Origin of the sequence: Isoptericola jiangsuensis, assembly GCF_002563715.1 — a bacterium.
Taxonomy (GTDB): Bacteria; Actinomycetota; Actinomycetes; order Actinomycetales; family Cellulomonadaceae; genus Isoptericola; species Isoptericola jiangsuensis.
Genome location: NZ_PDJJ01000001.1, coordinates 454859 through 474550 on the forward strand (window position 1 = coordinate 454859; position 19692 = coordinate 474550).

The 19692-nt window shown below is 74.6% G+C and carries 23 protein-coding genes; 14 read left to right on the forward strand and 9 right to left on the reverse strand.

Annotation, left to right across the window (positions count from 1 at the left end; genetic code table 11):
* The first annotated feature begins 54 nt into the window (after positions 1 to 54).
* From ATJ88_RS02120 to fbaA, 3 genes are all read left to right on the forward strand, one after another.
* Positions 55 to 1053 carry a DUF368 domain-containing protein gene (locus tag ATJ88_RS02120; RefSeq protein WP_141538591.1) on the forward strand — a complete coding sequence of 333 codons (999 nt, stop codon included), beginning with the start codon at positions 55 to 57 and terminating at the stop codon, positions 1051 to 1053.
* Entirely contained in the window at positions 1046 to 1708 is a 663-nt protein-coding gene (locus tag ATJ88_RS02125; RefSeq protein ID WP_098462400.1) for a TrmH family RNA methyltransferase, read from the forward strand. The genes ATJ88_RS02120 and ATJ88_RS02125 overlap by 8 nt, the downstream gene beginning before the upstream one ends.
* 241 nt (positions 1709 to 1949) lie before the next feature.
* Complete coding sequence (gene fbaA / locus ATJ88_RS02130) at positions 1950 to 2969, forward strand: class II fructose-bisphosphate aldolase (protein WP_098462401.1); 1020 nt, start codon at positions 1950 to 1952, stop codon at positions 2967 to 2969.
* 142 nt (positions 2970 to 3111) lie between these two features.
* On the opposite strand, the gene ATJ88_RS02135 is transcribed toward fbaA, so the two are convergent.
* Positions 3112 to 3531: an STAS domain-containing protein gene (locus tag ATJ88_RS02135; protein WP_342744829.1), complete on the reverse strand. Its 420-nt coding sequence runs from the start codon at positions 3529 to 3531 to the stop codon at positions 3112 to 3114.
* A 113-nt stretch (positions 3532 to 3644) separates the two neighbouring features.
* Between ATJ88_RS02135 and ATJ88_RS02140 the strand changes: the two genes are divergently transcribed.
* Positions 3645 to 5831 (forward strand): ATP-binding SpoIIE family protein phosphatase, encoded by a 2187-nt coding sequence (locus tag ATJ88_RS02140; RefSeq protein ID WP_098462402.1) that lies wholly within the window; start codon positions 3645 to 3647, stop codon positions 5829 to 5831.
* A gap of 29 nt (positions 5832 to 5860) precedes the next feature.
* Here ATJ88_RS02140 and ATJ88_RS02145 read toward each other — a convergent pair whose 3' ends face one another.
* Positions 5861 to 6304, reverse strand: a complete 444-nt coding sequence (locus ATJ88_RS02145; protein WP_098462403.1) for a DUF3151 domain-containing protein — start codon at positions 6302 to 6304, stop codon at positions 5861 to 5863.
* A 92-nt stretch (positions 6305 to 6396) separates the two neighbouring features.
* Here ATJ88_RS02145 and ATJ88_RS02150 point away from each other — a divergent pair, with 92 nt between their 5' ends.
* The 4 genes from ATJ88_RS02150 to purD all read left to right on the forward strand — a co-directional run bounded on the left by ATJ88_RS02150 (position 6397) and on the right by purD (position 10408).
* Entirely contained in the window at positions 6397 to 6774 is a 378-nt protein-coding gene (locus ATJ88_RS02150; protein WP_098462404.1) for an STAS domain-containing protein, read from the forward strand.
* Between the two features lie 100 nt (positions 6775 to 6874).
* Complete coding sequence (locus tag ATJ88_RS02155) at positions 6875 to 8170, forward strand: adenylosuccinate synthase (protein WP_098462405.1); 1296 nt, start codon at positions 6875 to 6877, stop codon at positions 8168 to 8170.
* Positions 8171 to 8286: 116 nt separating this feature from the next.
* Positions 8287 to 9021 carry a transporter substrate-binding domain-containing protein gene (locus ATJ88_RS02160; protein WP_098462406.1) on the forward strand — a complete coding sequence of 245 codons (735 nt, stop codon included), beginning with the start codon at positions 8287 to 8289 and terminating at the stop codon, positions 9019 to 9021.
* Between the two features lie 91 nt (positions 9022 to 9112).
* Positions 9113 to 10408 (forward strand): phosphoribosylamine--glycine ligase, encoded by a 1296-nt coding sequence (gene purD, locus ATJ88_RS02165; protein ID WP_098462407.1) that lies wholly within the window; start codon positions 9113 to 9115, stop codon positions 10406 to 10408.
* Between the two features lie 18 nt (positions 10409 to 10426).
* Here purD and ATJ88_RS02170 read toward each other — a convergent pair whose 3' ends face one another.
* Positions 10427 to 10918, reverse strand: coding sequence for a hypothetical protein (locus ATJ88_RS02170; RefSeq protein ID WP_098462408.1), 492 nt, complete (start codon positions 10916 to 10918; stop codon positions 10427 to 10429).
* Positions 10919 to 11177: 259 nt separating this feature from the next.
* Between ATJ88_RS02170 and ATJ88_RS02175 the strand changes: the two genes are divergently transcribed.
* Entirely contained in the window at positions 11178 to 12155 is a 978-nt protein-coding gene (locus tag ATJ88_RS02175; protein WP_245852066.1) for a phosphoribosylaminoimidazolesuccinocarboxamide synthase, read from the forward strand.
* A gap of 66 nt (positions 12156 to 12221) precedes the next feature.
* On the opposite strand, the gene ATJ88_RS17990 is transcribed toward ATJ88_RS02175, so the two are convergent.
* Positions 12222 to 12965: a DUF4190 domain-containing protein gene (locus ATJ88_RS17990; protein WP_141538592.1), complete on the reverse strand. Its 744-nt coding sequence runs from the start codon at positions 12963 to 12965 to the stop codon at positions 12222 to 12224.
* A gap of 176 nt (positions 12966 to 13141) precedes the next feature.
* On the opposite strand from ATJ88_RS17990, the gene ATJ88_RS17995 reads away from it, so the two are divergent.
* From ATJ88_RS17995 to ATJ88_RS02195, 4 genes are all read left to right on the forward strand, one after another.
* Positions 13142 to 13387, forward strand: coding sequence for a hypothetical protein (locus ATJ88_RS17995; RefSeq protein ID WP_141538593.1), 246 nt, complete (start codon positions 13142 to 13144; stop codon positions 13385 to 13387).
* 115 nt (positions 13388 to 13502) lie between these two features.
* On the forward strand, positions 13503 to 13775 hold the full coding sequence (purS, locus tag ATJ88_RS02185) for a phosphoribosylformylglycinamidine synthase subunit PurS (protein ID WP_068202872.1): 273 nt from the start codon (positions 13503 to 13505) through the stop codon (positions 13773 to 13775).
* Positions 13775 to 14494 carry a phosphoribosylformylglycinamidine synthase subunit PurQ gene (gene purQ / locus ATJ88_RS02190; RefSeq protein WP_098462410.1) on the forward strand — a complete coding sequence of 240 codons (720 nt, stop codon included), beginning with the start codon at positions 13775 to 13777 and terminating at the stop codon, positions 14492 to 14494. The genes purS and purQ overlap by 1 nt, the downstream gene beginning before the upstream one ends.
* Positions 14491 to 15045, forward strand: coding sequence for a GNAT family N-acetyltransferase (locus ATJ88_RS02195; RefSeq protein WP_098462411.1), 555 nt, complete (start codon positions 14491 to 14493; stop codon positions 15043 to 15045). Before purQ ends, ATJ88_RS02195 begins: the two co-directional genes overlap by 4 nt.
* A 30-nt stretch (positions 15046 to 15075) precedes the next feature.
* Here ATJ88_RS02195 and ATJ88_RS02200 read toward each other — a convergent pair whose 3' ends face one another.
* The 4 genes from ATJ88_RS02200 to ATJ88_RS02215 all read right to left on the reverse strand — a co-directional run bounded on the left by ATJ88_RS02200 (position 15076) and on the right by ATJ88_RS02215 (position 17824).
* Positions 15076 to 15447, reverse strand: a complete 372-nt coding sequence (locus tag ATJ88_RS02200) for a VOC family protein (protein WP_098462412.1) — start codon at positions 15445 to 15447, stop codon at positions 15076 to 15078.
* A 148-nt stretch (positions 15448 to 15595) separates the two neighbouring features.
* Positions 15596 to 16486, reverse strand: coding sequence for an LLM class flavin-dependent oxidoreductase (locus ATJ88_RS02205; protein WP_098462413.1), 891 nt, complete (start codon positions 16484 to 16486; stop codon positions 15596 to 15598).
* 113 nt (positions 16487 to 16599) lie between these two features.
* Entirely contained in the window at positions 16600 to 17367 is a 768-nt protein-coding gene (locus ATJ88_RS02210; protein WP_098462414.1) for an MBL fold metallo-hydrolase, read from the reverse strand.
* Positions 17368 to 17404: 37 nt separating this feature from the next.
* On the reverse strand, positions 17405 to 17824 hold the full coding sequence (locus ATJ88_RS02215) for a RidA family protein (protein WP_098462415.1): 420 nt from the start codon (positions 17822 to 17824) through the stop codon (positions 17405 to 17407).
* Between the two features lie 202 nt (positions 17825 to 18026).
* On the opposite strand from ATJ88_RS02215, the gene ATJ88_RS02220 reads away from it, so the two are divergent.
* Positions 18027 to 18581 (forward strand): hypothetical protein, encoded by a 555-nt coding sequence (locus ATJ88_RS02220; protein WP_098462416.1) that lies wholly within the window; start codon positions 18027 to 18029, stop codon positions 18579 to 18581.
* A gap of 13 nt (positions 18582 to 18594) precedes the next feature.
* Here the strand turns inward: ATJ88_RS02220 and ATJ88_RS02225 are convergent, their stop codons facing one another.
* Positions 18595 to 19638 carry an LLM class flavin-dependent oxidoreductase gene (locus tag ATJ88_RS02225; RefSeq protein WP_098462417.1) on the reverse strand — a complete coding sequence of 348 codons (1044 nt, stop codon included), beginning with the start codon at positions 19636 to 19638 and terminating at the stop codon, positions 18595 to 18597.
* Positions 19639 to 19692 lie beyond the last annotated feature (54 nt).

Sequence of the window (19692 nt, forward strand, 5' to 3'; positions counted from 1 at the left end):
GATCTGCACGACGGGACGGCGCGCCGCCCGGCGGCGGCCCGTAGGCTCCCGGGGGTGACCAACGAATCCGTCGTGACGACCGACACCGGCGCCGTGCGGCGCCATGCCGCGCCGCCCTCCGGGACGCCCTGGCACCACGCCCCGGGCCTGGCCCTGCGGGGCGGGCTCGTGGGGATGGCGGAGTCCGTCCCCGGGATCTCGGGCGGCACGGTCGCGCTGGTCGTGGGTCTGTACGACCGGCTGCTCACCGCGGCCAGCCAGGTGGTGCACGCGCTGCGCGAGCTCGTGCAGGGCGTCGCCCAGGGCCACGGCCTGCGGCCGGCACGCCGGGCGCTGCGGGCCGTCGACTGGCGGTTCCTCGTGCCGGTCGCGCTCGGTATGGTCGTGGTGCTGCTGGTGTCGCTGAGCGTCATCGCGCCGCTGCTGGAGTCGCAGCCGGTGATCATGCGGTCCATCTTCTTCGGGATGATCGCGGTGTCGGTGCTGGTGCCCCTGCGGATGATGCCGGGCCGGTTCCGGGTGCCGGACGCCCTGCTGGTGGTCGGGGGAGCGGCGGCCGCGTTCGTGCTGAGCGGGATGCCGCCGGCACAGGTGACGGACCCGTCGCTCTGGTACGTCGTGCTGGGGGCGGCGATCGCGATCAACGCGCTGGTGCTGCCGGGCATCTCGGGGTCGTTCCTGCTCGTCGTCATGGGCCTGTACGTGCCGGTCCAGGAGGCGATCGCGGACCGCGACCTGGCGTTCGTCGGGGCGTTCCTCGTCGGGGCCGCGCTGGGGCTGGGCAGCTTCGTCAAGCTGCTGCACTGGCTGCTGGAGCACCGGCGGCAGGGGACGATGGCCGTCCTCGCCGGACTGATGCTCGGTTCGCTGCGCGCCCTGTGGCCGTGGCAGGACGCGGACGGCGGGCTGCTGGCGCCGCCGGACGCGACGGCGCTGTTCGGGCCGGTGCTGCTCGCGGTGGCGGGTGCCGCGGTCGTGGGTGCCGCCCTGTGGTGGGAGGCGTCCCGGGCCGCCGAGGCGGACACGGACGCGACCGTCCCCGCCGATGCCTGACGGTGGGGACGAGCCCGCCCAGGTCGGCGTCGGGCCGTGGCCCGGCGGCGAGGCGGCGTGGCCGCGGACGCCCGACGGTGAGCCGGACCCGCGCCTCGACCCGGAGCTGCTCGCGCACGGCGACCGCCGCAACGTGGTGGACCGCTACCGGTACTGGACCGTCGAGGCGGTCCGCGCCGACCTCGACGCGCGCCGCGCGCCGGGCACCGCCCTGCACGTCGCGGTGGAGAACTGGGCGCACGACCTCAACATCGGCTCGGTGGTGCGCACCGCGAACGCGTTCAACGCGGCCGGGGTGCACGTCGTGGGGCGGCGGCGCTGGAACCGGCGCGGCGCGATGGTGACCGACCGCTACCTGCACGTCCACCACCACGAGGGTGCCGACGCCCTGGCGGCGTGGGCGGCGGCCGCGGACGGCGGACCCCTGACCGTGGTGGGTGTGGACAACGTGCCGGGCTCGGTGCCGATCGAGGGTCGGGAGCTGCCGGCGCGCTGCGTGCTGCTGTTCGGCCAGGAGTCGTCGGGGCTGACGCCGCAGGCGCAGGCAGTGTGCGACGTCGTCGTGCACATCACCCAGCACGGCTCCACCCGATCGCTGAACGCGGGCGCGGCCGCCGCGATCGCCCAGCACACGTGGGCGCTGCAGCACCTCTGACGGGTCCCGGCACCTCGTCCCGGGGCCGCGCGCAGGCCCCTCACGGGAGCGCCCGGGACGGCCGTCGCGGACCGCGCCGTCTCACGGGTCCGACGCGATGTGACGTCCGCATCGCGTTCGTGAGAAAATCTGTGTGCATGTGGGCCTCGTGCCCGCCCGCCCGGCTTCGGCACCTGCCGGCGGCACGGACGGCACTGCGCCCGCTGCGTCCCTCGTACGCCCCTTCATTGGAGTACCGCAGATGCCTATCGCAACCCCCGAGGTCTACGCCGAGATGATCGACCGGGCGAAGGCCGGCAAGTTCGCCTACCCCGCCGTCAACATCACGTCGTCGCAGACGATCACCGCTGCCCTCCAGGGCTTCGCCGAGGCGGAGTCGGACGGCATCATCCAGGTCTCCGTCGGTGGCGCGGAGTACGCCTCGGGCTCGACGGTCAAGGACCGCGTCGTCGGCTCCCTCGCGCTGGCCGCGTACGCGACCGAGGTGGCGAAGAACTACTCCGTCAACATCGCGATCCACACCGACCACTGCGTCAAGAAGAACCTGGACTCCTGGGTCCGCCCGCTGCTCGCCCTCGAGGCCGAGCAGGTCAAGGCCGGCAAGAACCCGACGTTCCAGTCGCACATGTTCGATGGCTCGGACATCCCCCTGGACGAGAACCTCGTCATCGCCGCGGAGCTCCTCGAGCTCTCGCAGGCCGCGCGCACCATCCTCGAGATCGAGGTCGGCGTCGTCGGTGGCGAGGAGGACGGCCACGAGGCCGAGATCAACGAGAAGCTGTACACCACCGCCGAGGACGGCCTCGCGACCGTCCGCGCGCTCGGTGCCGGCGAGAAGGGCCGCTACCTGACGGCCCTCACCTTCGGCAACGTGCACGGCGTGTACAAGCCGGGTGCGGTCAAGCTGCGTCCGTCGATCCTCGCGGACATCCAGAAGGCCGTCGGCGACGAGATCGGCCAGGAGAACCCGTTCGACCTGGTGTTCCACGGCGGCTCCGGCTCCACGGCCGAGGAGATCTCCGAGGCGGTCGACAACGGCGTCATCAAGATGAACATCGACACCGACACGCAGTACGCGTTCTCGCGCCCGGTGGCCGACCACTTCTTCAAGAACTACGACGGCGTCCTGAAGATCGACGGCGAGGTCGGCAACAAGAAGACCTACGACCCGCGCGCCTGGGGCAAGCTGGCCGAGGGCGGCATGGCCGCGCGCATCGTCGAGGCCTCGCAGCAGCTGCGGTCCGCCGGCAACAAGATGTGACGACCCCGCCTGCCGCCGGGTCCGCCCGGCACGGGTGAGGTCGAAGGCCCCCGGGACCAGCTGGTCCCGGGGGCCTTCGCGCTGCGCGGGTCGCCGCGGAGCCGTCGACCGGGGTCGGCGACCGGTCCGGGCGACCGTGCGGTCAGTTCGGCGCGGTGGTGATGTCGAGGTCGACGCCGGGGTCGTCGTCGACGATCTCGAGGAGCTCGCCGATGCGGGTGACGTCGAGCAGGAACCGGACGGTGGGCGGGGCGCGCAGCACCCGGACCTTGTGCGGGCTGCGGGTCGCGAGGCGCGCGAGGAAGGCGACGCCGGACGAGTCCATGAAGGTGACGTGGTGGGCGTCGATCTCGACGGGCAGGCCGGAGGCCTCCGCGTCGGAGATGGCGTCGCCGAGCTCGGCGCTGACGTCGGCGTCGATCTCGCCCGACAGCACGACCCGTGCCCGGGAGCTCCCGACGATGACGTGGATGCTGGCGGGCTCGCCGATCGCGGGCGTGGCGTGCTCCGCTCCGGCCCCGGCAGCGGGGTTGCGCGGCGCCGCGTTCGTTCCGTCCTGCACGGTGCTCCTTCCTCGAGCTGGTCGCTCACCTCGTGTCCCGGCGGACACCAATCTACGGTTGAATGTGCTTCGAATGCACCAACCTGGCCGACACCGGAGCTGGACGGAGGGGTATGACCGATTTGCCCGCCCTGCCGTCGATGCCGGTCACAGGATTCCAGCTCGCCTCGGCGCTGACGGTCACCACGGTCCCGGCGTTCATCACGGGGTCGTGGGACGACGGCATGCCGGTGCTGTGGGTGAACGAGGCGTTCGTCCAGCTCGGCGGGGTCGGCGTGACGGACCTGGAGCTCCTGGGCCCGCACGCGCTGCTCGCGCTGGTCGAGGACGACCCGAACCGCGCGGCGGCCCAGAACGACCTGCGCGAGGGGCGCCCCATGCGGCGCATCGTGAGCACGCGGCGGCGCGACGGCGGCACCACCTGGCTCCAGGTCGACGTGACGCCCCTGCCGTCGCCGGACGGGCTGGCGCACGTGTGGGTGGGCGTCACGACGGACGTCTCGGAGTACGTGGACCAGCAGGCCGCGCAGCTCGCGTCCCTGGAGGTGGAGCGTCGTCAGCGGGCCGACCTCGACCTCATCGCCCAGACCACCGAGCTGCTGGGCGACCTGGAGTACCCGTTCGCGCTGCGCGACATCGCCGACCTGCTGCGGTCCCTGGTGCCGTGGGCGGGGTTCTACCTCAACGACGACGGGCTGGTCTTCGCCGAGGGCGTGGACGTCGCCTCCCCGCCGTCGGGGCGCGGTCGGCGGCACGCCCGCTACGTGCCGGACCGCTGGCAGGGCGACCACCTGGAGGACGCGCCGTCGACGCTCCCGGCCCCGGCGTCGGCGGGCACGGACCGGGTGCAGGACCTCCTGGACGGCGTCGTCGACGGGCCCGTGCACCTGGACCTGCAGCGCGAGTACCCGCCGCTGTCGGCGTCGGGCTGGCTGCGTCGGGACCTGCTGCGCCGCGTCGTCGACGAGACGGGTGCGATCCCGCGCCGGGTGGTCGTGCACGCCGTGGCGGGGCGACGCCGGGTGCTCGGCATCCTGGTGACGTGGACGTCGGGCTCGGGCGGACCGCTGGGCGGCACCCCGGAGCCGGAGCACCTGTACACGGTGATCGAGGTGGTGGCGCGGCGCGCGGGCACGGCGGTGGACAACGCCCGGCTGTACGCGCGGGAGCACCGGCTGGCCGAGGCGCTGCAGCGCGCGATGCTCCCCGAGCAGGCCGAGGTGACGGGCCTGGACGTGTGGACGTACTACGCGCCGAACGCCGAGCACGCGCAGGTGGGCGGCGACTGGTACGACGTGCTGCAGATCTCCGAGGACACGGTCGGCCTGGTGATCGGCGACGTCGTGGGGCACGACGTCGAGGCGGCGGCCGCGATGGGCCAGCTCCGCTCGGTGGTGCGGGCGTACGCGTACGAGCTGACAACGCCCGGGATCGTGCTGCACCGCGTGGACCAGCTCGTCGCGGGGATGCGGGTACCGCGCCCGGCGTCGCTGGTGTACGCGGCCCTGCACCACGCCGCCGAGGACGACTCGTGGTTCCTGGAGTACACGCGCGCCGGGCACCTGCCGCCGCTGCTGCTCCGTGACGGCGAGGTGCGGTCGCTGGCGGCCTCCAGCGGGATGCTCGTCGGGTTCGGCGGGGACGTGCGCACCACCGCGCACGAGGAGCTGCGCCGCGGGGACGTGCTGCTGTTCTACACGGACGGGCTGATCGAGCGCCGCGACCGGTCGCTGAAGGTGGGCCTGGACGCGCTGGTCGACATGTCGTCGCGGATCACGGCGCGCGACGCGGCCGGCGTGGGGGAGGAGCTGCTGTCACGGCTCGCGGACGCCCCCGAGGACGACGTGGCGATCGTCGTGGTGCGGGTGCCGGACCCGGAGGCGGACGCCCGCGTGACGGCGCTGAGCCCGCGGTCGCGTCGCTGGCTGCTGCCGAGCGAGCCCGCGTCGATCGGGCGGGCCCGGCACGCGGTGCTGCGGACCTGCCAGGCGTGGGGCCTGCCGGACTCGGCGGCGGCCGAGCTCGTGGTGTCGGAGCTGGTGGCGAACGGCGTGCTGCACGGCTGGGGCAACATCGCCCTGCGGCTCTTCGACACCGGTGACGGCCTGCGCATCGAGGTGGAGGACGCCAACCCGGCGCCGCCGGTCGCGACGGACGGCCACCCCAACCGGCTGGGCGGGTTCGGCATGCAGATCGTCGAGCGCCTCGCCGACTGGGGCTGGCGCCCGGCGGGGTCGGGCAAGCTCGTGTGGGCGAAGCTGCGGCCCGTCCCGGCGGCCGCCACCCCGCCCGAGGACTGACGCCCGGGCGGGTCGGCGGCAGGTCGCGGTCAGCGCAGCGCGCGGACCTCGTCGGCCGACGTGCGCGAGTCCTGGAGGAACCGGGCGCAGCGCTCGGCCTCGTCGTCCTCACCGATGCGGGCGGCGGCCTCCGACAGGGCGAGCAGCGCCCGCAGGAACCCCTGGTTCGGCTCGTGGGTCGCGGGCACGGGACCCTGGCCGCGCCACCCGGCGCGCCGCAGCGCGTCCAGGCCCCGGTGGTAGCCGGTGCGGGCGTAGGCGTACGCCGTGACGGCGTGCACGACGTCGTCGCCGCCGTCGAGGGTCTGCTCGGCGAGCACCGCCCACGCGAGGCTCGCGGCGGGGTGCTCGGCCGCGAGCCGCGCCGGGTCCTCGCCGGCGGCGAGCGCCTCGCGCACCCCGGCGTGGTCGTCCGGGAGCAGGGTCGGCGCGGGGCCGGACAGCAGGTTGTCCACAGGCTCGGAAGGCGTCATGGGCCCATCCTCGCAGGGTCCCCGGGACCGTCACCATCGGTGCCCCCGCTCCCGACCCGCGCTCCGGGCGACCCGCGGGTAGGCTCGGCGCCATGATCGAGATCGCGACGTCCTCCACGACGACGACGCTCGTGATCGCGGGTGACCTGGACCTCGCCGAGAGGGAGCAGTTCCCGGAGATCACGGCACGCGTCGTCGGCCTGCGCCGACAGCTCCTGGTGATCGACATGTGCCGGGTCACCTTCATGGACTCCACGGGCGCGGCGTTCCTCATCTCGCTCGCGGACTCGGGGCGCAAGCGCGGCGGCGCCACGGTGCTGCGCGGTGCCGACGAGCGCGACCTGTTCGTCCTGGAGGTGTGCGGCGCGCTCGACCTGTTCCGCGTCGACTCCGACCACCGGTGCGAGCAGACGGCTCCCGCGTCGGGTGCGACGCCGATCACGCTCCCGCAGCGTCCCCGGCCCGCCTGAGCCGGACCTCCCGACCCCCCAGGTCATGGGCAGGTAAACTCTGGCGGGGCCCGGCCGGTCCGGCCGTGTCCCCAACCGACCCTCGAGGAGAGTGGATCCCATGCCAGCGGTGGTGCTCGTCGGTGCCCAGTGGGGCGATGAGGGCAAGGGGAAGGCGACGGACCTCCTGGGTGACCGGGTCGACTACGTCGTCAAGTTCAACGGCGGCAACAACGCCGGGCACACGGTCGTCATCGGCGACGAGAAGTACGCCCTGCACCTGCTGCCGTCCGGCATCCTCTCCCCGGGTGTCACGCCGGTCATCGCGAACGGCGTCGTGGTGGACATCGAGGTGCTGTACGAGGAGCTCGACGCGCTGAACGAGCGCGGCGTCGACACGTCGAAGCTGCTGGTGTCGTCGGGCGCGCACGTCATCGCCAGCTACCACCGCACCCTCGACAAGGTGACGGAGCGGTTCCTCGGCAAGCGCCGGATCGGCACCACGGGGCGCGGCATCGGCCCCGCGTACGCGGACAAGATCAACCGGGTGGGCCTGCGGATCGCGGACCTGTTCGACCCGAAGATCCTCGCGGAGAAGGTCGAGGGCTCCCTCGACCAGAAGAACCACCTGCTCGTGAAGGTGTACAACCGTCGCGCCGTCGAGGTCGACGAGGTCGTCGAGGAGCTGCTCGCGCACGCCGAGCGGCTCAAGCCGATGGTCGCGGACACGGGCCTGGTGCTGAACCGCGCCCTCGACGACGACAAGACCGTCCTGTTCGAGGGCGGCCAGGCGACCATGCTCGACGTCGACCACGGCACGTACCCGTTCGTCACGTCGTCGAACGCGACGGCCGGCGGCGCGGTGACGGGTTCGGGCGTCGGCCCGACCCGGATCGACTCCGTCATCGGCGTCATCAAGGCGTACACGACCCGCGTCGGCGAGGGGCCGTTCCCCACCGAGCTGTTCGACGCGAACGGCGAGTACCTGCTCAAGACGGGCGGCGAGTACGGCGTGACCACGGGCCGCGCCCGCCGCTGCGGCTGGTACGACTCGGTGATCGCGCGCTACTCGGCGCGCGTCAACGGCCTGACCGACCTCGTGGTGACCAAGCTCGACGTCCTCACGGGCATGGAGAAGGTCCCCGTCTGCGTGGCCTACGACGTCGACGGCACCCGCTACGACGAGATGCCGGACGACCAGTCGGCGTTCCACCACGCGAAGCCGATCTACGAGGAGTTCCCCGGCTGGTGGGAGGACATCTCGCACTGCCGCACCCTGGAGGAGCTCCCGGCCAACGCCCGCGCATACCTGAACGCGCTGGAGGACGTCTCGGGCTGCCGCATCTCCGCGGTGGGCGTGGGCCCGCGTCGTGACGAGATCATCCCGGTCCACGACCTGGTGCACCCGCGCGGCTGACCGCGTCCCGGCCTGCGGGCCGCCCGACGAGCGTCCCCGTGCGTCCCCTCCGGTTCCCCGGAACGGGTCGCGCGGGGACGCTCGTCGCGTCCGGGGCGGTGTCTACACTCGCGCCCATGAGCCACGTGCCCGCCCCCGGCCCCGACGTCGTCGCCGCGCTCGCGCCCACGGGCAGGCTGCGGGCGGTGGTCAACCTCGGCAACCCGGTGCTCGCGCAGGGCACGCCGGACGACCCCCGCGGCGTCACGGTGGACCTCGCGCGCGAGGTCGCCCGGCTGCTCGGCGTCCCGGTGACGTTCGCGTGCGTCGACGCGGCCCGGCTGTCGTTCGCGGCCGTCGCGGAGGGGCGGGCCGACGTCGGGTTCCTCGCCGTCGAGCCGGCCCGTGCCGCCGAGGTGGCGTTCACGGAGCCGTACGTGCTCATCGAGGGCGTGTTCGCCGTCCGCGACGGCTCCCCGGTCCGCACGGCCGAGGACGTCGACGCCGCCGGCGTGCGGGTCGGTGTCAAGGAGGGGTCGGCCTACGACCTGTTCCTCACCCGGACGCTGGAGCGCGCCGAGGTGGTCCGCGGCGCCGAGGGCACCGCGGTGTTCGAGTCCGCCGGGCTGGAGGTCGCCGCGGGCATCCGCCAGCCCGTGCAGCGGTGGGTAGCCGAGCAGGGCGGCCTGAGGGTCCTGGAGCCGCGCTTCACGGAGATCCGGCAGGCCGTCGCCACGGGCCGGGACCGGACGCCGCAGGCCGTCGCCTGGCTGCGCGACGCCGTCGAGCGCCTGCGTGACGGCGGGTTCGTCGCCGCTGCCCTCGCCCGGTCCGGCCAGGACGCCACCGTCCCGCCCGCGGCGCACGGCTGACCTGCGCGGTCGCGCCGCACCGGGGTGGGCGGCCGTCCGGGACCCGACGGTCCGCGCGGACGACCGGCCGCGCCGCCTAGACTTGGCGCCCGTGAAGATCCTCGTCGTCGGGAACGGTGCCCGCGAGCACGCCATCGTCCACGCCCTCGCGTCCGAGTCCGCCACGGGGGGTGCACCGCACGAGCTGCACGCCGCACCCGGCAACCCGGGCATGGGCCGGCAGGCGACGCTGCACGCCGTGGACGCCCTCGACGGCGCCGCCGTCGCGGGCCTCGCGACCTCGCTCGGCGCCGACCTCGTCGTCGTCGGCCCGGAGGCGCCGCTCGTCGCGGGCGTCGCCGACGCCGTGCGCGACGCCGGGATCCCCGTCTTCGGCCCGTCCGCGCAGGCCGCGCAGCTCGAGGGCTCCAAGGCGTTCGCCAAGGAGGTCATGGCCGCCGCCGGCGTGCCGACCGCCATGGCGCACGTCTGCACCACGGTCGACGAGCTCGCCGATGCCCTCGACGCGTTCGGCGCCCCCTACGTCGTCAAGGACGACGGCCTGGCCGCGGGCAAGGGCGTCGTCGTCACGTCCGACCGCGCCGCGGCCCTGGCGCACGGCGAGGCGGCGCTCGCCGCGCGCGGCGACGAGGGTGTCGTCGTCGTCGAGGAGTACCTCGACGGCCCCGAGGTGTCCCTGTTCTGCCTGTGCGACGGCACGACCGTCGTCCCGATGGTCCCCGCGCAGGACTTCAAGCGCGTCTTCGACGCCGACGCCGGCCCCAACACCGGCGGCATGGGCGCCTACACGCCGCTCGACTGGGCGCCCGCCGGGCTCGTCGGGGAGGTCGTGGACCGCATCGCGCAGCCCACCGTCGACGAGATGGCCCGCCGCGGCACCCCGTTCTCCGGCGTCCTGTACGTCGGCCTCGCCCTCACCTCGCGCGGCACCCGCGTCGTCGAGTTCAACGCCCGGTTCGGCGACCCCGAGATCCAGGCCGTCCTCGCGCGCCTCGACACCCCGCTGTCCGGCGTCATGCTGGCCGCCGCCCGCGGCGAGCTCGCCGACCTGCCGCCGCTGCACTGGTCCGACGAGGCCGTCGTCAACGTCGTCGTCGCCTCCCACGGGTACCCCGAGGGTCCCCGCACCGGCGACCCGATCACCGGCATCGAGGACGCCGCAGCCCTGGACGACGTGCACGTCCTGCACGCGGGCACCGCCCTGACCGACGACGGCACGCTCGTGTCCGCCGGCGGCCGCGTGCTGTCCGTCGTGGGTCGCGGCACCGACCTCGCCGCCGCACGCGCAGCGTCCTACGCGGGCGTCGCGAAGATCGACCTGGCGGACTCCCACCACCGCACGGACATCGCGCTGAAGGCCGAGCGGGGCGAGGTCACCGTCCCCTGACCCCGGACCCGTCGTGGGTCAGGACGTGACCGCCAGGACGCCGCCGTCGGTGGTCACGGCGACGCGGTCGGGGAGCAGGCTGTCGGGTGTCGTCAGGCTGCCCGTGTCTCCCTTGACCCGCCACACGCTCTGGCCGCCGACGACGACGAGCTGACCGTCGCCCTCCGTGTCGTCCGGGTCGAAGGACGTCCAGGGCTTGAGGTAGGCGACGTACGACTGGTCCGGGTCGAGGGTCGGCGCGATGTTGGAGAACCGCCCCTGCATCTGGCGGATCTCGATCCCCTGACCGGGCTCGAGATCGCCTCGGGCGTCCGTCGCGGCGACGACGGCGCTGGTGACGGTGAACGGGAGGTCGGGGTCGCCCTCGACCCGACGGTCTTCCGTGGTGGTGAACAGGACTGCCGTGGTGCTCGCGTCCTCGAGTTCGGTGAGGGACGAGTAGGCCACACCGAGGTCCAGCTCCTCGGCCGGCCCGTCGCAGCCTGCTGCCACCAGGGCGGCAAGGGTCATGACGTAAGCCAGGCGCCTGCGTGGTGCACGGGCAGACATGGGTCTCCGATCTCCGGGTCCGGCGAGCTCGTGCGAGTGTGGCAGACGCACCGCTGCTCGCCCGTCACACACTGCTCGACCGAGCAGGCGGTGCCCCGGTGCCGCACCGGGACACCCTCTCCTCCGTCTGACCCGGAGGCGCTGGCGGCGGCGGCGCTGTCGGGGCCGGGGGGACGTGCCGGCGACGGAGTGCGAGGCCCGGGATGGGAGACTGTGCCTCGTGACCGACGCGCGCACCGATGACCTGCCCGACGCCTTCGCCGGCGGCCCGCTCGACCTGCCGGGGTGGACGCACGTCTACTCGGGCAAGGTCCGCGACCTGTACGCGCCGGACCTGCCCGCGCTCGGTGGCGTGCACCCCCTGGGCGACGTCGTGCTGGTCGTGGCGTCCGACCGTGTGTCCGCGTACGACCACGTCCTGAGCCCCGGCATCCCGGACAAGGGCGTGGTCCTCACCCAGCTCAGCCTGTGGTGGTTCGAGCAGCTCGCCGACCTGGTGGACAACCACGTGGTGTCCACCGAGGCCAGCGCGGAGCCGGGCGACGGGCTGGTCCCGGACGTCGTCGCGGGCCGCGCGATGATCTGCCGCCGCCTGGACATGTTCCCCGTCGAGTGCGTCGCGCGCGGCTACCTCACCGGGTCCGGGCTCGCGGAGTACCGCGCGAACGGCGAGGTCACCGGCATCGCGCTGCCGGCGGGGCTCGTCGACGGCTCGCGGCTGCCGGAGCCGATCTTCACGCCCGCCACCAAGGCCGAGGTGGGCGAGCACGACGAGAACGTGTCGTTCGACGAGGTGGCGCGGCGCATCGGCGACGCCGACGCGGCCGCGCTGCGCGACCTCACCCTGGCGGTCTACGGCCGCGCCGAGGAGATCGCCCGCGAGCGCGGCGTCGTCCTCGCGGACACCAAGCTGGAGTTCGGCACCGTCACCGGCCCGGACGGCGAGCGGCGCATCGTCCTCGGCGACGAGGTCCTCACGCCGGACTCGTCGCGGTTCTGGCCCGCCGACGACTGGGAGCCGGGCCGCGCGCAGGCCAGCTTCGACAAGCAGTACGTCCGCGACTGGCTGACGTCCGCGGAGTCCGGCTGGGACCGCGCCGGCGACGCCGCACCGCCCGCGCTGCCCGCCGCCGTCGTGCTGCGCACGCGCGAGCGCTACCTGGAGGCGTACGAGCGCCTCACGGGCCGTCCGCTCTGAGCCGACGCCCGCGGACGACGACGCCCGCCCCTCGGTGCGAGGGGCGGGCGTCGTCGTGTCCGGAGGTCAGAGGGCGCTGCCCGCGACCGTGGTCTCCAGCGGGGTGCCGTCCATCGTCACGATGCCGCACACGACGCGGCGGTCGCCGAAGGTCCACGACACGTCGGTCGGGTGGAAGTACATGACGTCCAGGGAGGAGTCGACGTACTCGGAGCCGACGTAGGGCGCGAACGCGTCGAGGCAGCGGGTCTGCGCCTCGGCCGCGACGGCCTCCATGCCGGGGAAGTCGCCGTCGGGCAGGTCGTAGACCTCGTACGCCTCGGCGGTGTGCGGGGTGGCGCAGTCGGCGCTCTCCAGCGGGTCGCCGCTGGTGAGGTCCGCCGGGGGCTCGAAGCAGTCGCCCACGACGAGGTCGGTGCCGGTCTGCTCCTGGTAGACCTCGTTGAACGAGTCGGCGAGGCTGTCCGCGACGGCGTCCTGGTTGGTGGCGAGGAACACGGCGCCGGCCAGGACGAAGCCCCACACGACGGTCGACAGCACGCCGAGCACGAGGCCCGCGATGGCGAGCCCGCGGCCGCGACGCTTCTTGTCCTTGGTGCGCACGATGCCGGCGATGCCGAGGCTGACGGGGATCAGCGCGAGGCCGAGGAGGCCGGTGACGAGGGCGCCGATGGAGACGCCGTCGGTCGGGACCGGTGCGCCGTACCCGGGCGGGGGACCGGCGGGGGACCCGGGGGCGGGCGGGGCGTCGGTCGGACCGGAGGAGGCGGGCTGCGGGGCGTACGGGTCGCCCGACGGCGGGACGTTCACTGTGTGTCTCCTGACTGAGGGTTGTGCGCCCGACGGTATCGGTCGTGTCCGACATGCCGCACCTGTGTCCCGAGACCGGGACCGGGACGCCGGGTCGCGGCGACGCGTCCGTGAAACGTCCGGGGCGCCGTCTACCGGAAGCTGCTGGCCGCCCACCGCTCGACGACGGTCTCGTCGTGCCGCACGTCCCCACCACGGGCGGCGGCGCGGCGGACGACGCGAGCGGCACACCGGGCGTGGACGCCGCCGAGGAGGAACGGTGGAGCGCGGTGCCGCCGCAGGCCGCGCTGGGCGCCGACGTCGAGCGGCTGCGCGCACAGCTGGAGGAGGCGGAGGACCGCCCCGCCGCACGGGACCCAAGGCCCGCCCGGATCGGTCCGCGGCCGGGCGCCGAGGTCCGGCGACCTCCGGACCCCGGGTAGACTGACCCGCGGAATCCCGCCGTCGTGCTCCCGCCCGCTGCCCGCGCGCCTCCGCGCCGTCCGGCACCGGGATCCCGGAGCGACGGCACCGTGCAGAGCACCTGAGGAGCCCGTTGTGGGACGCGTCGTCGTCGAGGTCATGCCGAAGCCCGAGATCCTGGACCCCCAGGGCAAGGCCGTCGTCGGGGCGCTGCCGCGCCTCGGCTTCACCCAGTTCACCGGTGCCCGTCAGGGCAAGCGGTTCGAGCTCGAGGTCGACGGCGAGGTGACGCCGGAGGTCCTGCAGGCCGCCCGCGAGGCCGCCGAGACCCTCCTGTCGAACCCGATCATCGAGGACGTCGTGCGCGTCGCCGACGCGTCCGAGGAGTCCGCCGGGGTGTCGGCCTGATGAGCGCCCCCACGCTCGCGTCCGCCCGCGTCGGCGTCATCACGTTCCCCGGCACGCTCGACGACCGGGACGCCGCGCGCGCCATCCGCCTGGCCGGCGGCGAGCCGGTGTCGATCTTCCACGCGGACGGCGACCTCCAGGGCGTCGACGCCGTCGTGCTGCCCGGCGGGTTCTCGTACGGCGACTACCTGCGCGCCGGCGCGATCTCCCGGTTCGCGCCCGCGATGGACGCCCTCGTGGACGCCGCGAAGGGCGGGATGCCGGTGCTCGGCATCTGCAACGGCTTCCAGATCCTCACCGAGGCGCACCTGCTGCCCGGCTCGATGGTGAAGAACGACCACCTGCACTTCATCTGCCGCGAGCAGGTCCTGGCCGTCGAGAACGCGGACACCGCGTGGACCAACCGGTACGTCGCGGGCCAGCAGATCACCATCCCGCTGAAGAACCAGGACGGGCAGTTCGTCGCCGACGAGCGCACCCTGGACGAGCTGGAGGGCGAGGGCCGCGTCGCGTTCCGCTACGTCGGCTGGAACCCGAACGGGTCGCGCCGCGACATCGCGGGCATCAGCAACGCGGCGGGCAACGTGGTCGGCCTCATGCCGCACCCCGAGCACGCCGTCGAGGCGGGCTTCGGTCCGGAGGCGGCCGACGGGTCCCGCACCGGCGTCGACGGGCTCGGCTTCTTCACCTCGGTGCTCGCCTCCCTCGTCCACGCATGACGACCGTGCTCCCCGGCCCCGGCCGGCCCGACGGCGACCTCCCGGTCGCGGCGTCGGCGCCGGGCGGGGTCGAGCTCGTCGAGGTGCCGTTCGACCACCCCGACGCCGTCGCGCTGCGCGCCGAGGCGGTGGCCGAGCTGGGCCGCCGGTACGGCGGTGACGACGACGCGCACGAGGTGATCGACGCGGCGACGATCGTCGTCACGCTCCTCGCCGTCGTCGACGGCGTCGCGGTCGCGTGCGGCAGCGTCCGCGACGTGTCCGGCACCGACGACCTCCGCGGCCACGGGACCCTGCACCCGGCGGCCACCGGCGAGCTCAAGCGGGTGTTCGTCCTCGAGGAGCACCGCGGACGGGGGATTGCCCGGCGGCTCACCGTCGAGCTGGAACGGTCCGTCCGGCAGGTCGGGTTCCGCCGGCTCGTGCTGGAGACCGGCACCGCGCAGCCCGAGGCGATCGCCCTGTACACGACGCTCGGCTACGAGCCGGTCGAGTCGTACGGCCGGTACGCGGGCGAGCCCGAGCAGCGCTGCTTCGGCAAGCGTCTCTGACGAGCCGACCGCGCTCCGCCCCCCGAGGGGTCAGGGGCGCGGCGGCAGCTGCTGCAGCGTCCAGCGGTTGCCGTCCGGGTCGCGGAAGGTGACGAACCGGCCCCACGCCTGCTCGTCCACGCCGTCCGCCTCGGCGCCCACCGCGCGCAGGTGCGCCAGCGCCTCGTCGGCGTCCGGCACGACCACCTGGATCGTGTTCTGCCGGCCGGGTTCGAGGTCCACGCCCAGCCCTTCGCCGAACGCGATCGAGCACGCCGACCCGGGCGGCGTCATCTGCACGAACCGCAGGTCCTCGCTCACCACCTGGTCGTGGTCGGGGTGGAACCCGAGGCGTTCGTAGAACTCCTTCGCCCGGTCCACGTCGGTGACGGGCACGAAGATCAGCTCGATCTTCCAGTCCATGGCGGTCTCCTTCGACGTTCCCTCGTCGCTGGTGGGACTCCTCCACGCTAGACCGGACCACCGACACGACTGGGGTCCGGACGGCGGTCCCAGCGGGTCCCGGCGCGCGGCGGCCGGCCCCCGCGCGGCGACCAGCAGGGGCGTCCGATCAGCGCAGGAGCGGGCGGACCTCCGTGCCGAGGAACGTCGCGAAGGCCGCCAGGTCCGGCTCGTCCGCCGTGGGCTGCACCGCCACCGCCGTCGCCCCGGCGTCGGCCAGCGCCCGCACCGCCGCCGCGATCGTCGACGCGTCACCCGCCACGCCCACGCCCCGGCCCGGGGCCGAGCCCCAGGTGGGCAGCTCGGCGTCCAGACGCTCCTGGGCGCGCGGACCCGTCGTCGCGATGAGGGTGGCGTGCACGTCGACCAGGGTGCGGCCCGCCCTCGCGGCGGACTCGCGGGCCGTGCCGGTCGCCGCCCGCACGTCGTCCGGGGTGAGGGCGTTCGCCAGGATGAGACCGTCGCCGAGCTCGCCCGCCAGCGCCAGGGACCGCGGCCCCACGCCGCCCACCCACAGGGGCACCGGCGTCGTCGGCGGCCAGTCCAGCCGGACGGCGTCGAGCGACACGTAGCGGCCCGACGTCGTCACCTCCTCGCCCGCCAGCAGCGCCCGCAGGGCCACGGTGTGCTCCCGCAGCAGCGTCAGCGGCGAGTCGACCCGCACCCCCGCCTGCGCCATCCACGACTGGACGCCGTGCCCCACCGCCGGCACGAACCGGCCCGGGAACAGCCGCGCCAGCGTCGCGACCTCCATCGCCGTGATCGCCGTGCTGCGCAGCGGCGCCGGCATCAGCCCCAGACCCACCCGGACCCGCCCCGTCCAGCCCAGCGCCGCCGCGGCCGCCGCGAGACCGCTCTGCTTGAAGCAGTCCTCCCACACCCACAGGTCGTCCAGGCCCGACGCGTCGGCGGCGACCGCCAGGTCGTGCAAGGTCTCCGGGGCGTGCGTCGGCACCGAGGCGATGCCCAGGCGGACGGGGGTACGGACGTCGTCGGTCATGGGCCTACCGTGCCACGGCTCGCCGACAACCTCGCGAGGTCCGGACCGTGACGGCCCGATCGCGGAGTCACGGCCCGGCGTCGGCCCGTGGCCCGGCGTCCGCCGGGTGCGGGTCAGCGCCGCAGGTAGGCGAGCTGAGCGGCCACCGACTGCCGGGCCGCCCGCAGCACCGACGGGTCGACGTCCGCGTAGACGTGCGCCGTCACCGCGTCGACGTCCGCGTCGGCGCCCAGCACGTCGAGCGCCGACCGTACCTGCGCCAGCCGCACGAGCCGGTGCTCCCGGTAGGCGCGCACCGCCACGCCGAGGTCGTCGACCTCCGGCCCGTGCGCCGGCACGGCGAGGCGGCCGTCACCCACCGCCTCCAGCACGTCGAGGCTCGCCAGGTAGTCGGCCAGCGACCCGTCCGGTTCCGCCAGGACCGTCGTGCCACGCCCCAGCACCGTGTCCCCGGTCAGCACCACCGGGTCCTCGCCCGGACCCGTCACGACGAACGACACCGAGTCCGCGGTGTGCCCCGGCGTCGCCAGCACGTCCACGCGCAGCCCCGCCGCGGCGATCGCCTCGCCCCCGGTCAGCAGGTCACCGCCGTGGCAGTGCGCCGGGTCCGCCGCCCGCACCGGCGCACCCGTGCGCGCCACCAGGCCCGGCGAGCCCGCCGTGTGGTCCGCGTGCCGGTGCGTCACCAGCACCAGTGCCACCGGCCCCACCGCCGCCAGCGCGTCCAGGTGCGCGGCGTCGTCCGGCCCCGGGTCCACCACCACGCACGCGGCGGCACCCGGCGCCCGCAGCACCACCGAACGAGTGCCGTCCAACGTCATCGGGCCAGGGTTGTCCGCCCGCAGGACGGACACCGACGGGGTGAGGCGTCGCAGGGTCATGCCGTCATCGTGGCACGTCGTCCCGGCAGCCCCGGCGTCATTCCGGCCCCGGTCCCTCCGGTAGCGCCGCGACAGCCTCGACCTCGACGAGCTGGTCCGGGTACCCCAGCACCGTCACGCCCAGCAGCGTGCTCGGGACGTCGTGGTCGCCGAACGCGTCCCGCACCACCCGCCACACCGCCACCAGGTCCGCTCGGTCCGCCGACGCGACCAGCACCCGCGTGTACGCGACGTCCGCGAGCGTCGCCCCGACGTCGGCGAGCGCCTGCACGAGGTTCGTCACCACCTGCCCCGCCTGGGCCGCGTGGTCGCCCGGCGCGACCGTCAGCCCGTCCGCGTCGAGCGGGCACGCGCCGGCCAGGTGCACCAGCCGCGTGCCCGCGGGCACCACGGACGCGTACGCGTAGTCGACGTCGTCGGTCAGGGTCGAGGAGCGCACCAGGCGCACGGCGGACATGCGGGCATCGTCGCCGCCGCAGGGGCGGCACGCACGGGAATAAACCGAGGCGCCACGACGGGGATCGTGAGACGGTTCGGCGGCCACCCGCGTCGCCGGGGTCATCCGGAGGCGTGCCGAGGGTGGCACGTGGGGCGGACGGACGGAGGGACGGGTGACCGTGGACGAGACGACCGGGCCGAGCGGGGCCGCCAGGAGGCCGGTGGTCCGGACCGTCTTCGCGACCGCGTCGTACGCGCTGAACCTGCCCGTCGGGCCCGGGCAGGACGAAGTGCCCGCGGCGGTCGAGCACCTGGCGGCACGGCTGCGGCGCGACCGTGTCGCGGCCGAGGACGTGATCGACATCGGCTACCGGTGGGAGCTCACTGACGACGGCGTCGACCTGCCGGGCTTCAGCGTGACGGTGCGTCGCGGGCCGCGTTCGCCCGGGTCGGGCGGGCGCACGTCGCGCACTCCCGCCGCGCCGTTCACGACCGACACGTCGTCGCCAGGCACGGAGTCGCGGCAGGCGGCGGACGGCGACGTCGCCCGGATCGGCGGGTACCCGTCGCGAACCGTGCTGTTCCGCCTACCCGAGGGGCCGGGGCTCGACTCAGTCCCCGACCTCCTCGAAGGGCTCGCCGACACCCTGCGGGAGTGGGAGGTCGGTGCGGAGGACCTCCTCGCCCTCACCCACGTCCACGGTTGCGACGCGCACGGGAACCCGCGCCCGGGGTTCCTGGTGACCCTCGCCGAGCCAGGGGATGATCGCCCGTGACGGCCCGGGGCCGTCAGGTGGTCAGCAGCTCCAGGGTCTGGACGCGGCCCGGGGTCTCGTCGAGCGGCTCGCCCGCGTAGGTGCCCGCGACGGGCACGACCATGACCTCGTCGACGCCGTGCCGGGCGGCCAGGCGGGCGACCTCGGCGCGGGCGGTCTCGGGCTCGGCGACGAGCCAGCGGGCGCGCATGTCCTGGACCATTTGCTGCCCGAGACCGTCCAGGGGCTCGGCGAGCGCCTCCTCGACGGTCTCCGAGCGGCCCATCGGGCGGCCGGTGCGCAGCCGCGCCATGGCGCGCAGCTGCGGCATGGCGCGCTCCTCCGCCTCGGCGAGCGTGGGGGCCACGACGGCGTTCACCGTGAGGAAGGTGCGCGGGCTCGGGTGGGCCTCGCTCGGGGTGTACCCATCGCGGTACAGGGCGAGGACCTGGTCGATGCCCGCACCGGAGAAGTGGTTGGCGAACACGTACGGCAGGCCCAGCTCGGCGGCGAGCCGTGCCGAGTAGTCGCTGGAACCCAGGAGCCACACCGTGGGCGTCGCCTCGGCGGCGGGCGTGGCGTGCACGTCGTACACCTGGCCGTCCGTGAGGCGCAGGCGCGCGCCGTCGGGGTGCATGAGCGCGAGGATGTTCTGCACGTGCTCGGGGAACCGGTCGACGTCGGACGTCGGGCCCGAGGACCGCAGCAGCGCCGTCACGACAGGGTCCGACCCGGGCGCCCGGCCGATGCCGAGGTCCACGCGGCCCGGCGCCAGCGCCTCCAGGGCGGCGAACTGCTCCGCCACGACGAGCGGGGCGTGGTTCGGCAGCATGACGCCGCCCGACCCGACGCGGATCCGCTCGGTCCGCGCCAGGGCCGCGGCGATCATCACCGGCGGCGTCGAGGCGGCGACGGCCGGCATGTTGTGGTGCTCGGCGAACCAGTAGCGCTCGTACCCGAGCGCGTCGGCGCGGCCGGCCAGCGCCAGCGACGCGGCGAGCGCCTGCGCGCTGGACTGGCCCGTGCGCACCGGCACGAGGTCGAGGACGGACAGGCGGGGAGCGGTCATGTCGTTCATCGCTCGGGTCAACCGGTTGTGCTGGTGCGGCATTCCGGCCGGCGGTCGTCGGCC

What these genes read in the sequence shown, in the direction of transcription:
- ATJ88_RS02125 (WP_098462400.1), top strand. Translation starts at nt 1,046, where the DNA reads ATGCCTGACGGTGGGGACGAGCCCGCCCAGGTCGGCGTCGGGCCGTGG.
- fbaA (WP_098462401.1), top strand. Translation starts at nt 1,950, where the DNA reads ATGCCTATCGCAACCCCCGAGGTCTACGCCGAGATGATCGACCGGGCG.
- ATJ88_RS02140 (WP_098462402.1), top strand. Translation starts at nt 3,645, where the DNA reads ATGACCGATTTGCCCGCCCTGCCGTCGATGCCGGTCACAGGATTCCAG.
- ATJ88_RS02145 (WP_098462403.1), bottom strand. Translation starts at nt 6,304, where the DNA reads ATGACGCCTTCCGAGCCTGTGGACAACCTGCTGTCCGGCCCCGCGCCG.
- ATJ88_RS02150 (WP_098462404.1), top strand. Translation starts at nt 6,397, where the DNA reads ATGATCGAGATCGCGACGTCCTCCACGACGACGACGCTCGTGATCGCG.
- ATJ88_RS02155 (WP_098462405.1), top strand. Translation starts at nt 6,875, where the DNA reads ATGCCAGCGGTGGTGCTCGTCGGTGCCCAGTGGGGCGATGAGGGCAAG.
- ATJ88_RS02160 (WP_098462406.1), top strand. Translation starts at nt 8,287, where the DNA reads ATGAGCCACGTGCCCGCCCCCGGCCCCGACGTCGTCGCCGCGCTCGCG.
- ATJ88_RS02170 (WP_098462408.1), bottom strand. Translation starts at nt 10,918, where the DNA reads ATGACCCTTGCCGCCCTGGTGGCAGCAGGCTGCGACGGGCCGGCCGAG.
- purQ (WP_098462410.1), top strand. Translation starts at nt 13,775, where the DNA reads ATGAGCGCCCCCACGCTCGCGTCCGCCCGCGTCGGCGTCATCACGTTC.
- ATJ88_RS02195 (WP_098462411.1), top strand. Translation starts at nt 14,491, where the DNA reads ATGACGACCGTGCTCCCCGGCCCCGGCCGGCCCGACGGCGACCTCCCG.
- ATJ88_RS02200 (WP_098462412.1), bottom strand. Translation starts at nt 15,447, where the DNA reads ATGGACTGGAAGATCGAGCTGATCTTCGTGCCCGTCACCGACGTGGAC.
- ATJ88_RS02205 (WP_098462413.1), bottom strand. Translation starts at nt 16,486, where the DNA reads ATGACCGACGACGTCCGTACCCCCGTCCGCCTGGGCATCGCCTCGGTG.
- ATJ88_RS02210 (WP_098462414.1), bottom strand. Translation starts at nt 17,367, where the DNA reads ATGACCCTGCGACGCCTCACCCCGTCGGTGTCCGTCCTGCGGGCGGAC.
- ATJ88_RS02215 (WP_098462415.1), bottom strand. Translation starts at nt 17,824, where the DNA reads ATGTCCGCCGTGCGCCTGGTGCGCTCCTCGACCCTGACCGACGACGTC.
- ATJ88_RS02225 (WP_098462417.1), bottom strand. Translation starts at nt 19,638, where the DNA reads ATGAACGACATGACCGCTCCCCGCCTGTCCGTCCTCGACCTCGTGCCG.